Below are 12,709 nucleotides of genomic sequence, written 5' to 3'. Positions count from 1 at the left end.
GCTGGTCGAGGAAAAAGGGGAGAAAAGCGAAGGCATTTGGGATCTTGACCAAGACGCAATGGAAAAGGCGGAACACGCACTCAGCGGCCAACCCTGAATCACTTCTTCGAAGGGGCTGCTTTTGGCCGCGGTTCCGCCTTTGGAATGGAGGCGTACAGGGATGACCCCCAGCGAAGATCCCAACCCGCCTGAGCGTTCTCCCCTTTTTCCTCTCCTCCTCTACAGCTCGAACAACGACGATTCGTTCTCCATCGTAACCATCATCGATTACACTTACCTCATGAGTAATGGTGGAAAAACCAGGAAACGGGGAGTGGAATCATGCATCCTCTCATGTTCGCTAGTCTTGTCGTCATCACCACGTCCTTGATGGGCTCGTCATTTGCTGTGGGAAAAATGGGTTTAACGTATTTTTCTCCGCTGCTTTTAGTCGGATTTCGCTTTACGCTCGCAGGCATTCTCATGGCGCTGTGGGTATGGAGAAAGCCGCTTCCGTCCTCCGTCCGGGATTGGGGCAAGCTGCTGTTGATCGGTTTTCTTCAGACCGCCAGCGTGATGGGCTGCATTTTTCTCAGCTTGCGGACCATTACAGCGGGCGAATCCTCCATCCTGACCTTTATGAATCCGCTCCTGGTCGTGATCTGGGGGACCGTGTTTCTCGGCATGAAATATCGCTTTGCACAGTGGCTGGGCGTCTTGATCGGAATCATCGGAGTTGTCATTACACTCGGCTCGCAGGTGCAGGTAGAAGCGGGAACATGGTTTGGCATCGGTTCGGCTGTCGCCTGGTCAGCAGCCACGATATTGGTGAAAAAATGGGGTGCCGCCTTCCATCTATGGGTGATGACGGCGTATCAAATGCTGTTTGGGGGATTGCTGCTCCTGCTCATGGGGGTAACCCTGGAGACACCGCAGATGACCATTACCCCGGCGTCTATCCTGATCGTGCTATGGCTTGCCGTGATGGCCTCCATCGTGCAATTCGCCACTTGGTTTACCCTTTTGCAAAAAGGAGACCCCGGCAGAACCAGCGCCTTTCTTTTTCTCGCGCCGTTTTTTGGCGTCCTCTCCGGGTGGCTCCTGCTGGGGGAAGAGATTCAATGGCATGTGTACCTGGGTGGTGTATTCATCTTTGCAGGCATTTTCCTGGTGAATTGGACATTTTCCAAAAGGCGCGACGACGAAAAGCTGCCCATTTCGATGGAGCAAGAAGAGGTTAGAGCTGAAGGCCGAATTCGTCAGCGAAGCCTTTGATCCCGGTTTTGGTGACGCGTACCGCGCGATTGTCCTGAAATCGTTCGATCCAGCCCAGTTCAAAAAGCCGCTTGGTCACGGCCGCTCCCAGACTGCCTGCCAGATGATGCCGACGCTCGCTCCAATCCAGGCATTGGCGGGCAAAGCTGCGGCGGCTTTTGGCCACGGGCTCGATGTCGACGCCAAGCTCCAGAAGCTTGTTTTTCCCTACATCTGTTAGCAAAAAGTCCTTTCCTTTTTCCTCGAGCATCCTCAGTTCGAGCATGCGGTCTGTCAACGCGACGCCGATCTCTCCTGCCAGATGATCGTAGCAGGTACGGGCATAGCGCATCGCTTTTACTTGATCTGATTCGCGCAGGGAGCGAATGGGCTTGGGCCTGGCGATGACGCTCAGGGCTTCCAGCGCCTGGGCCACTTCCGCACGCGCCAAGCGATAGTACCGATGGCGGCCATAGGATTCATGGACGAGCAAACCGCCTTCTACCAGCTTGGACAGATGGGCGCTGGCGGTCTGCGGAGTGATTCGTGCGGCTCTGGCAAGCTCGCTTGCCGGCAGGGATTTTCCTCCCAGCAGACTGAGCAGAATGGCAATGCGGGACGGTTCGCCGATCAAGCTGGCGACTTCGATCATATCCGGACTGTTGTTCATATGCATGCACCTCCATCTTCATTATCTCACATCCATATTTCGATGAAAAACGAAGCATGCAGGAACATTCCTGCATGCTTTTTTTATCCTTTAGGGAAAAACAATGTATTCCGCTTGCTTTCCCTGCTATACTCAAAGGAGAATGATAATCGTTATCAGATGAGGGTGGAGAATGAAAATAGATCGACTCGAACAAGATTGGAGCGAAAGCCCTGCGCCAGGGCAAGAGCAAGAGGATTCATTTGATCCTGGACGCTGCTACATACGGCTGCGGGACGTATTCATTGCGGAGGGAGCAAGCAAATTGAAGCTGGAGCAACAGCTCACCGAAACGTACGCGCTCATTGTTCATCTCGGAGGCAGCGGGGTGCTGGAGTTGGGAGATAGGCAGGTGGCAATGAAAAAGGATCATGTCTATCTGATTCCTCCTGAGAGCACATTCGGTTGGAGCGGCGACGGAAGCGGAGAGCTGTCTGCAATGGTGCTGCGGTTGGATATTTTAGAGGAAAGAGCTGGCCTCTTTGCAGCCGCAAGTGCAGAACGACTGGATTCAGCAATCGCCCTGCGCAAGGGAATCCCGGTCACGCCAGCGGGACGCTTGGAAAAGCTGTGTCGCGCCATCCACGCCCATTTCAACAGCAAGGACAGAATGAAGGTTTGGCGGGCTCAAATCGATTGCGCCGAATTGCTCTATGCGGCGGCAGCGGTACACTCCGAGCGGGCAGTCGATACGCGACAAGCGCTTGAACGTTCCAAGGCGTACATGGAGGAGCGATATGTCGAGGAAATTACGATCACTCAGCTGGCGGCCATTGCGGAGCTGAGTCCCAAATACTATGTGGATCTATTCAAAAAAACCTATGGTGTCAGCGCCCTTGATCATCTGACAAAGGTGAGAATGGAAAAAGCCAAGCATCTCATGAACCAATCGGAGAGGCTGCTAAAAGACATTGCCCACGAGGTAGGCTACACGGACCCTTTTTACTTCAGCCGCAAATTCAAGCAAACCTATGGCTTGTCCCCATCCCAGTACATGAAGCAACGAAGCCGAAGGGTGGCTGTATACGGACGAACATCAATACTCGGTTATCTGCTGACGCTGAAGGTCATTCCTCATGCAGCCCCTCTGCATCCGATGTGGTCCAACCTGTACTTCACAAAATACGGCAGCGATATCCCCTACCACCTCCACATTGCCAGGCAGAAATACCAGAATAGCCACAACTTGGACCTCGTCGCACAGTCAAAGCCTGAGCTGATTATCACTCACCGGGATTTGGAGCCGTGGGAGAGGGAGAGATTGGCGGGGATCGCCCCAATCGTGGAGCTTCCTGATGAGAAGGCAGGCTGGAAGCAAGGATTGCTAGCTTTGGGGGAAGCTCTGGGTGAACCATCTGAAGCCCGAAGCTGGATAGCCTCCTTTGAATCGAAAATAGAGAGGGAAAAGAAAAGGCTCTTGGAAAGCGGAGTTCGTCCACGTGTGTTGACGCTGAAACGAGTACGTCATCATTTTTATCTATACCGCAACCAAGGTATGCAGGATGTACTCTATGACGGATTGGGAGTCAGGTCTGCCTGCGAAGACATGGGAGTGGATCGCAATATCCCGATCAGTCTGGAGGAGCTCGACGGTATCGAAGCGGATGTCGTCCTGCTGTTGATTTGCCGGGATTCGGAGACGCTGGCAGAGTGGAAAAAACTGCAGCAATCACCGTCCTGGATGTCGCTTCGCATGGTTCGCGAAAATAAGGTGTGTCAGATCGCTTCCGAGCCTTGGAGGGAGTATTCGCCTATCGCGCTGGATCGGATCGTCGATGAAGCGATGCGGATTTTTACCGGAAAATGTCCATGATTATTCTGGATATTGTACATGGAGGAAAGCGGGTCCCACTACTATAATTGCTAATGAGACTCATTATCATTTACAGCGATTATGAAAGGGGCACGGAAGAAGGATGAAGAGGACCAGAGCGGGTGTCAGCGTAATTCTCGCAATTTCTCTATTAGTGACAGCTTGCGGGAACGGAAGCAACGAACAGGCAAGCAACCAGACAGCCAATGGCAACGGTGTCGCCGGACAGCCGGTACAGGCGAGTACCGACGGGCAAAAGTCAGGGGAGGCTGCAGCGACGAAGACCATCACCTATCTGGACAAAGAGTATACATTGCCTGCCACGACAGAACGCATCGTCATGGCAGGTGCCGTAGAGGCGATGGAGGATGCCATCGTGCTCGGCGTGAATCCGGTCGGAGCGATCTCGTTCGCGGGCGTTTTCCCGCCAATGTTCGAGTCGATCACGAAAAATGCCGTCTCGATTGGCGAAAAGACAGAGCCGAACTTCGAAGCGATCCTGGGGCTGAAGCCGGATGTGATTTTGGGAAGCACGAAGTTCAAGCCTGAAGTCTCCGAAAAGCTGGAATCGATCGCTCCGACGATTCTGTACTCTCATGTATCGACCAATTGGGAATCCAATCTCTTGCTGCTAGGGGAGCTCGCCGGCAAGGAAAAGCAGGCAGAAGAAGTAATCGGACAGTACAAAGCGGATTTGGAAGATGCAAAGGTCAAGCTGGCCGACAAGCTGAAGGATAAAAAAGTAGTCGTGATCCGCGTTCGCGAGGGGCTGATGTATGTGTATCCCGCGGGCGTCTATTTCAACCCGATCTTGTATCACGAGCTTGGCTTGCACACCCCGGCCGAGATCCAGGCAGCCAAGGCCCAGGAAGCACTCCCGATCGAGAAATTCGCTGAAATGAACCCGGATTATGTGTTTCTCCAATTTGCGGCGGAAGAAAACCATGACGCACCCAATGCTTTGGAAGAATGGAAGAACAATCCCATTATCAAGAGCAGCAATGCGGTGAAAAACGGCAATGTCTACATCAATATCGTAGATCCGCTGGCACAAGGCGGAACGGCGTACAGTAAGATTGCCTTCTTGAAGGCAGCCGTGGAGCAATTGTCCAAGTAGTTGAATCCTTTCTGCGAATGAATCAATTTCGATAAGGCGTGTTGCTAGTATGCGATCCCAACGTATTGTACCGGCTGCTATCCTGCTGATGGCGCCGGTAGCCGCACTTTTTCTCCTGTATTTGTCTGTCCTGTACGGTTCCAAAAGCATCCCGACGGAAGAGATCTGGAATGCGCTCTTCCATTTTGACGCGGAAAATGTGGACCATCAGATTGTCATGGCATCCCGGCTTCCCCGAGCGATCGGCGCTTTGCTCATCGGGGCATTTCTGGCGATTTCCGGAGCTTTGATGCAGGGGATGACGCGCAATTACCTGGCTTCACCGTCCATTATGGGCGTCGTAGACGGCTCGGCGTTTCTCGTCACGTTTGCGATGATCCTTTTGCCCGGCACGAATTCGGCAAGCTTGATCGCCCTATCGATGCTCGGATCTGCCTTGGGGGCAGCGCTTGTCTTTGGTCTTGGCAGGTTGATCCCCGGCGGTTTGACGCCAGTGCGATTGGCGATTCTCGGAACGATTGTCGGCACGTTCTTGAGCGGTATCTCTGCGGCGGCAGCTAGCTATTTTCAAATCTCGCAGGGCGTCAGCTTCTGGTACAACGCCAAGCTGCATGCCATGGACCCGGCGATGCTCAAGCTGGCGCTGCCTTTTGCCATCGTGGGCTTGACGCTTGCTCTATTGCTTGCGAAATCCGTCACGGTGATGTCGCTGGGCGATGATGTAGCGGCGGGCCTTGGACAGCGGACAGATCTGATCAAAGTGTTGATCCTTCTGGTCGTCGTGATCCTGACTGGTGTGTCGGTCGCGTTGGCAGGGAAGATCGCCTTTATCGGTCTGATCATCCCCCATATCGCCCGATTCCTCTGCGGAGAGGATTATCAGCGCCTCATCCCCGTTTCGGGGGTTCTCGGGGGCTTGTTTCTGGCGTTTTGCGATATTCTGGCTCGATTTGTCAATTACCCCTTCGAGACCCCGATCGGTGTGATCACAGCTTTGTTTGGCGTCCCGTTTTTCCTCTATCTCATCAAGACGAGAGGAGGGGGCAAGCATGCCTGATGTTTCTCCACCCAGAGTCTGGTCGATCTGCGCGGTTCTGATTGTGGTGATTGCGGGAGGAGCCTATCTGAGCCTGACGAGCGGAATGTTCGATTTGTCCCTTCGAGAGATTGTGCAGACCTTGCTGCGGATCGATCCTGTCCGGGAGCATGATCTGGTCATCTTTGATTTTCGGTTGCCGCGAATCGTGTTGAGTGTCCTGGTGGGAGCGGCGCTTGGGATGGCGGGGACGGTCTTTCAGGGAGTGACGCGCAACGGCCTGGCAGATCCCGGCATCCTGGGCATCAATGCGGGGGCTGGCATGGCAGTCGTTTTGTTCATGTTCTTTTTTCAAGGAAGTGTGCAGATCCAAGGCTGGCTCGCTGTCATGATGATGCCGATGTTTGGGCTGGTTGGCGGCTTTCTGGCGGTCGTCTTGATTTATTTGTTTTCCCAGCAGCACGGCAGGCTGGATCCGCAGAGAATGATCCTGGTGGGGATCGCTGCTGCTTCCGGTTTTGGGGCGGTGACGCTGTATGTCTCCTTGAAAATGAATCCGAATGATTTTGAAATGGCTGTGGTGTGGCTGGCAGGGAGCATATACAACGCCAACTGGAAATTCGTGGTGACCCTGCTGCCTTGGCTGATCCTGATGCCCCCGATTCTCTGGTGGAAGGGACGAGTCCTGGATCTCTTTCAGTTGGGGGAAGACAGCGCCCTCAGCCTGGGGGTGCATGTCGAGAGGGAAAAGAAGGTTTTGCTCGGCTGCAGCATCGGCCTGGTAGCCGCCAGTGTCGCGGTATCGGGAAGTGTCAGCTTCGTAGGCCTGATCGCTCCGCAAATAGCAAGAAGGCTGACTGGAGTGAACCACGGCGCCATCCTGCCGGTTAGCGGGCTGATCGGGGCTGCCTTGGTCGTATGGGCGGATTTTATCGGCAAGACGATTTTTGCTCCTGCCGAGCTTGCAGCAGGGATCGTCATCTCGATCATCGGGGTCCCCTACTTTATCTATTTGCTGATGAAAATGAAACGGTAGCCACTCCGGTCCGGGATGCAGAAAGGGAGAAACATGAATCGATATCACAGCCTGAACATATCTGATCGCGCGCTTCAAATCTATCTTCCTCCATCCTATCCAACCTCTGACAGGCGGTATCCAGTCGCCTATGTCCAGGATGAGGGGGAAGCATTTACGAGCTGCATCAATTACCTCGATCATCTGTGCACGACGGGCCAATTGACCGAGGTGATTCTGGTCGGGATCCCTTCCCATGAGCGCAATAGCGAGTACACGCCCTGGCCAGCAGCGTCATTGGCTGCAGGCAAGCCGCCGTTTGAAGGGAGAGGACGGCAGTACATCGATGAGCTGGCAGACGTGATCAAGCCAGCGATAGACAGGAAGTACCGGACGATGCCCGAACCTGCGCATACGGGAATCATCGGAGGCTCTCTTGGCGCGCTCATCGCCATGTTCGCCGGCTATTGGCGTCCCGAGACTTTTGGCAGGCTGGGGCTCTTGTCGACATCGTTCTGGTACGAGGGAGTGCTGGAATTCCTTCGCGATCAGCCAGTCCTTTCACCGAATCAACGGATTTACATGTCTGTCGGGGACTGCGAAGGAATCTATAAATCCAATCGCCAGAGACACATGGTGGAAAATACGCTGGAAGCCCATGCGATTTGGCTGGAAAAAGGCTTTCCTGTGCAGCAGCTGCAGTTTGAGAAAATCGCAGGCGGTACGCATGATTTGCTTTTTATGGCGCAGCAATTCCCGTGCGCTCTCCGATGGCTGTTCGAAGAAAAGAAGGAGTCGGACTATTCGCGGAATCAAGCAGACGAGCTGGTGCCGTTCAGGCGCATGACGAGCGGCTTCGAGATCCCCAATACCCATCACTTCAGCTTGCGTGCCAAACGCTCCGGTCGGGAATACCGCATCTTTTTATCGATTCCGCAAGAGCCGTCTCCCAAGAACGGGTACCCTGTGTTGTACGTGCTGGATGGCAATGCCGTGTTTGGATCCATGGCTGAGGCCATGTGCTTGCAAGGAAGGAAGCCGCATGGGATCGAGCCGCAGGTGATCGTCGGCATTGGCTATGACGCCGAGGTGCCGATCGTAACTGACGAGCGTTTCTATGATTATACAGAGGCTGCGAAGACTTCCGAGCTGCCGGAACGGCCAGATGGTTCCGCATGGCCGAAGACGGGAGGCATAGAGGATTTTATCGCCTTCATCGAGGAGGATTTGAAGCCCGCTGTGGAAGCGGTGTGCCCGATCGATCGGAGACGTCAAGGTCTGTTCGGACACTCGTTAGGAGGATACTTTGCGCTGTATATGCTGTTTACCCGACCCGAAGCCTTCCATAGCTATATTGCCGCAAGCCCTTCTATCTGGTGGAAAGAACACAGCCTTCACAAGAGATGGGCGGCCTTCGAGCAGCGCTTGCAAAAGGGCGAAATCGACGCCAAACTATTGATCGCGATCGGAGCGGAGGAAAAGCCCAACATGGTTGCAGATGCCGAAGAGCTTTATCGCTGGATGGTTCCCTGCCAAACAGCGGATTTCCAGGCTTCTTTCCGCAAATTTGAACGGGAAGGACATGTCTCGGTGCTTCATCCGCTGATCAGCGAAGCCATGCGTTTTCTCAGAGGATAACATGCAAGCTGCTCAAAAAAGGCTGCCAACGCCCGATCTGTATCGATCAGCGTGACAGCCTTGCTGCGTTGGACAAAGGTTGGACAGCTCGGTCTACACTTTAAATCTCTGGATCAGGGCTTGCAGCTCTTCCGCCATATGGGAGAGCGATTCAGCGGAGGAGGAGATCTCTTCCATCGAAGCCAATTGCTCTTCGGCGGCCGCTGAGATGTTTTGGGTGCCCGAAGCTGTCGTGTCGGCTTTTTCGCCGATGACATCGATCGATTGGACGATTTGCTGGGTACCCGCGCTCAGCTGGGAGGTATTGTGCGAGACTTCCCTGGTCTGAACGGCGACTTGTTCGATTCCCTCGTGAATCTCGCGGAAGGATTGTCCTGCCTGATGCACGACTTCAATCCCGGCAGCTACTTCAGCCGTGGTTGTTTCCATCGAGTCGATAGCGGAATTCGTCTCTTCTTGGATGGCAGCGATCAGGCTGATGATTTGCTTCGTCGATTGCGAGGACTGCTCGGCAAGCTTTCTCACTTCATCTGCAACCACCGCAAAACCTCTGCCATGCTCCCCGGCGCGTGCAGCCTCGATCGCTGCGTTTAAAGACAATAGGTTGGTTTGTTCGGCGATGGCCGTAATGACCTCTACGATTTTTCCAATCTCCTGCGAGCGATGGCCCAACGATTTGATGGAATCAGCCAATCCATTTACAGTACGGCTGATCGACTCCATCTGTGAGATGGCTTTATGGACCGACTCGTTGCCGGATTGGACGACGTTGGAAGCCTGATTCACGGTAACTGTCACATGTTCTGTGTTGGCTGCGATTTCTTGCAGGCTTGCGGACATGCTTGTGATCGTGCGGGAGGCTTCGTCGATGGCACGCACCTGGCCTTCCGTGCCCACCGCGACCTCTTGCATGGTGACAGCGATTTGTTCCGTTGCTTGGCTGGTCTGCTGGGCGCTTGCTGTCAATTGCTCGGCAGTAGCCGCGACATGGTCAGAGCTGGCGCCTACCTGCTGAATCAACTCGCGCAGATTGCGGGTCATCGTGTTGAAGTCATCGGTGAGCTGTCCGATCTCATCCTTGCTTGCCACCTTGATCGGCTCGCCTGACAAATCTCCATCTGCCACCAGTCTGACGCGTGCGGCAATGGCTGTTACCGGTTTGGTGATCCGGCCGGTCATATACCAGGAGAAGGCCGCACCGAATACGAGAAGAATGGTTGTCCAGATGATAGCCTCGGTCAGCAAGGCCTGGGCCGGTTTGTTAAAGTCGGATGTATAAGTCCCCGCACAGATGACCCAGCCCCAATGAGGGTCTTGTTCGGTGTAGGTAACTTTAGGCGCCAGGATGTCGGATCCCGGCTCAATCGGCCAGAGATAATAGGTAAAGCCTCCGCCATTCCCTGCCTTGGCTATCATTTCCTGCGTGAACAGACTGCCATCCGGTCCGGCTGTATCCCATGTATTTTGCCCTTCGATCTTGGGAGAAGCGAGCATGACCCCTTTTTGATCGAGTACAAATATATAACCGGCTTCGCCGACATCGATGTTTTTGTTGATAGGGCGAGTGCCGTCTGCCTGTGATTTCCAATCAAGGTACTGGGCACGATCAACAGCAAGAGGATGATCGTCATGAGCTTTGGTCGCAAGGATTGGAACCGGGAAAAAATGGTTGTCGCTTTCACTCTTGAACACACCTCGATGTCAGGTAAGTAGTGTATCAGCCAAAATGCCGAAAATCCCTTTAACTTCTGATACCTAACGGTTATATCGACAAAACAATTAGGAATAATGAGTAAAAAACAATTTGAAAAAAATTCCTCTTTACCGAATTTCGGGTGTTCACTACATGGCGAGCAACTCCTTCTTTCCTCGTTGGTTGAACATGGTATGATAGGAGAGAATATGTAAACAATTGGAGGAACTCCTATGCTGTTTATAGACAATCAAGGCATCACAGACCCAAGGATCAATTTGGCGATTGAGGAGTACGCGCTCAAGCATCTGCCGGCTACAGATGACTATTTATTGTTCTACATCAATGAGCCGTCCATCATCATCGGCAAGAATCAGAACACGATCGAGGAGATCAATGCAGAGTACGTGCAGGAAAAGGGCATTCACGTCGTGCGCCGACTGTCGGGCGGCGGTGCGGTGTACCACGATTTGGGCAACCTGAATTTCAGCTTTATTACCAATGACGACGGGCAATCCTTTCATAATTTCAGCAAGTTTACCAAGCCGGTCGTGCAGGCCCTGAAACAGTTGGGAGTAGAAGCAGAGCTGACAGGCCGCAACGACATTCAGGTAGGCGAGCGCAAAATCTCCGGCAATGCCCAGTATTCGACCAAAGGGCGCATGTACAGCCACGGCACGCTGTTGTTTGATTCCGAGATGGAGCACATCGTGTCTGCCTTGAAGGTGAATGCGGAGAAGATCCAGTCGAAAGGGATCAAATCGATTCGCAGCCGGGTAGCCAATATCTCCGAGTTTTTGGAGCAGAAAATGACCATCGAAGAGTTCCGCCAGGCGATCCTGCGGTCCATTTTTGGCGGGAAAGAAGTAGAGGAATACAAGCTGACCGAAGAGGACTGGAAGAACATCCACGAATTGTCCCGGGAGCGTTACCAGACCTGGGAGTGGAATTACGGGAAGTCGCCCAAGAGCAATTTTCGCCAATCCAAGCGTTTTCCCGTCGGAACGATTGAGGTGCGGCTCGAGATTGAAAAGGGCAGAATGAAGGAAGTACATATATACGGCGACTTTTTTGGCGTCCGGGATGTGGCGGAGCTGGAAGCGCTGCTGCGCGACCAGCCTTATGACCGCGCTGCGTTGGCGGAATTGCTCGTTGAGGTGGACCTAAAGCCGTTTTTTGGCGATCTGGACCAGGAATCCTTCCTCTCATTGCTGTTTTAAGAACTGAAAAGAAGGAAGGGACACATCATGACGACGACGTATAAAAAAGTGTTTTGGGCAGCGGGATTTGGCTGGATGTTTGATGCCATGGACGTGGCTCTCCTCTCCTTTATCATGGTAGCCCTTCGGCAGGAATGGGGACTGACCGGAGAGGAGGCGGGTTTGCTCGGGACCGGCAACCTCGTCGGAATGGCAATCGGGGCTATGCTGGGCGGCTATCTGGCGGACCGGATCGGCCGCAAGCCTGTCTTTTTGTATACGCTCATTTTGTTCGGGGCTGCCAGTCTGGCCAGTGCGTTCGCTACGGGCTTCCTCGCCATGCTGCTGCTGCGTTTCTGCATGGGACTCGGGCTGGGAGCCGAACTGCCGGTCGCGTCTACGCTGGTGAATGAATTCGCACCTCCGGAAAAACGGGGAAGAACGGTTGTGCTGCTGGAGAGCTTTTGGGCAGTCGGCTGGCTGCTTGCAGCCGTCATCGCGTATTTTATCATCCCGGATTACGGATGGCGGATGGCGGTCATTCTCGGAGCGCTTCCGATTCTTTACGCCTTTTTTGTCCGCAAAAACATCCCGGAATCGCCGCAATTCAAGCCGCAAACCGAGCGCATACCGGTGCAAAAACTGCTGACGGAGCATAAGCGCGAGACCATCACGCTTTGGGTCGTCTGGTTTGCCATCGCCTTTTCCTACTACGGGATGTTCCTTTGGATGCCGTCTGTGCTGGTAGACAAAGGCTTCACGATGATTCAAAGCTTCCAGTACGTCCTGATCATGACCTTGGCGCAATTGCCGGGCTATTTTGCAGCGGCCTATCTGGTAGAGAACTGGGGACGCAAGCAGACGCTCGCCACATTTTTGTTCATGACAGCGGTCCTGGCTTACGCGTTTGGGGAAAGCAGCGGAACGGCCAGTCTGCTCATCACAGGCGCGTTGCTCTCCTTCTTCAACCTGGGAGCCTGGGGTGCGCTCTATGCCTACACGCCGGAAAACTATCCGACTCCCTTGCGCGGGACCGGGTCAGGCTTTGCTGCTGGTGTTGGCCGTGTCGGAAGCATTATCGCGCCGTATCTCGTTGGTTACTTCTCTGGCTTGCACTACGGTTATCCCTTTATCTTCGGGATGTTTACCGTCGTTCTGCTGCTGGGCACAGGTACCCTGCTTTTCCTGGGAAAAGAGACCAGGGAACCGAAGCGAACAGCACTCGCGTAAGTGACGAAGCCATCCCCGCCCGCCTG

The 12,709-nt window shown here is 53.8% G+C and carries 10 protein-coding genes; 8 read left to right on the top strand and 2 right to left on the bottom strand.

The window, feature by feature from the left end; all coding sequences use genetic code 11:
• The first annotated feature begins 321 nt into the window (after nt 1–321).
• Complete coding sequence (locus T458_RS47445; RefSeq protein ID WP_023558139.1) at nt 322–1,254, top strand: DMT family transporter; 933 nt, start codon at nt 322–324, stop codon at nt 1,252–1,254.
• Here T458_RS47445 and T458_RS47440 read toward each other — a convergent pair.
• The gene (locus T458_RS47440) at nt 1,217–1,903 is read right to left on the bottom strand and encodes an ArsR/SmtB family transcription factor (protein ID WP_023558138.1); all 687 of its coding nucleotides are present in this window, start codon (nt 1,901–1,903) and stop codon (nt 1,217–1,219) included. The genes T458_RS47445 and T458_RS47440 overlap by 38 nt on opposite strands.
• A gap of 172 nt (nt 1,904–2,075) precedes the next feature.
• Here T458_RS47440 and T458_RS47435 point away from each other — a divergent pair, with 172 nt between their 5' ends.
• The 5 genes from T458_RS47435 to T458_RS47415 all read left to right on the top strand — a co-directional run bounded on the left by T458_RS47435 (nt 2,076) and on the right by T458_RS47415 (nt 8,561).
• A complete protein-coding gene (locus tag T458_RS47435; protein ID WP_023558137.1) occupies nt 2,076–3,755 on the top strand; it encodes an AraC family transcriptional regulator in 1,680 nt (559 codons plus the stop codon).
• Nucleotides 3,756–3,858: 103 nt separating this feature from the next.
• Nucleotides 3,859–4,872, top strand: coding sequence for an ABC transporter substrate-binding protein (locus tag T458_RS47430; protein WP_023558136.1), 1,014 nt, complete (start codon nt 3,859–3,861; stop codon nt 4,870–4,872).
• A gap of 49 nt (nt 4,873–4,921) precedes the next feature.
• The gene (locus T458_RS47425; protein WP_023558135.1) at nt 4,922–5,929 is read left to right on the top strand and encodes a FecCD family ABC transporter permease; all 1,008 of its coding nucleotides are present in this window, start codon (nt 4,922–4,924) and stop codon (nt 5,927–5,929) included.
• Complete coding sequence (locus tag T458_RS47420; RefSeq protein WP_023558134.1) at nt 5,922–6,944, top strand: FecCD family ABC transporter permease; 1,023 nt, start codon at nt 5,922–5,924, stop codon at nt 6,942–6,944. The genes T458_RS47425 and T458_RS47420 overlap by 8 nt, the downstream gene beginning before the upstream one ends.
• A gap of 33 nt (nt 6,945–6,977) precedes the next feature.
• Nucleotides 6,978–8,561 carry an alpha/beta hydrolase gene (locus T458_RS47415; RefSeq protein ID WP_023558133.1) on the top strand — a complete coding sequence of 528 codons (1,584 nt, stop codon included), beginning with the start codon at nt 6,978–6,980 and terminating at the stop codon, nt 8,559–8,561.
• A 93-nt stretch (nt 8,562–8,654) separates the two neighbouring features.
• On the opposite strand, the gene T458_RS0129145 is transcribed toward T458_RS47415, so the two are convergent.
• A complete protein-coding gene (locus T458_RS0129145) occupies nt 8,655–10,253 on the bottom strand; it encodes a methyl-accepting chemotaxis protein (RefSeq protein ID WP_051410096.1) in 1,599 nt (532 codons plus the stop codon).
• Between the two features lie 234 nt (nt 10,254–10,487).
• Between T458_RS0129145 and T458_RS47410 the strand changes: the two genes are divergently transcribed.
• Both T458_RS47410 and T458_RS47405 read left to right on the top strand, forming a co-directional pair.
• On the top strand, nt 10,488–11,474 hold the full coding sequence (locus tag T458_RS47410) for a lipoate--protein ligase (protein WP_023558132.1): 987 nt from the start codon (nt 10,488–10,490) through the stop codon (nt 11,472–11,474).
• Nucleotides 11,475–11,501: 27 nt separating this feature from the next.
• On the top strand, nt 11,502–12,683 hold the full coding sequence (locus tag T458_RS47405) for an MFS transporter (protein WP_023558131.1): 1,182 nt from the start codon (nt 11,502–11,504) through the stop codon (nt 12,681–12,683).
• Nucleotides 12,684–12,709 lie beyond the last annotated feature (26 nt).

The sequence above is a fragment of the Brevibacillus panacihumi W25 genome (genome assembly GCF_000503775.1).
Taxonomy (GTDB): domain Bacteria; phylum Bacillota; class Bacilli; order Brevibacillales; family Brevibacillaceae; genus Brevibacillus; species Brevibacillus panacihumi_A.
The sequence above is the reverse complement of the archived record's forward strand: the minus strand, read 5'-3'. Positions and strand labels throughout refer to the sequence as shown.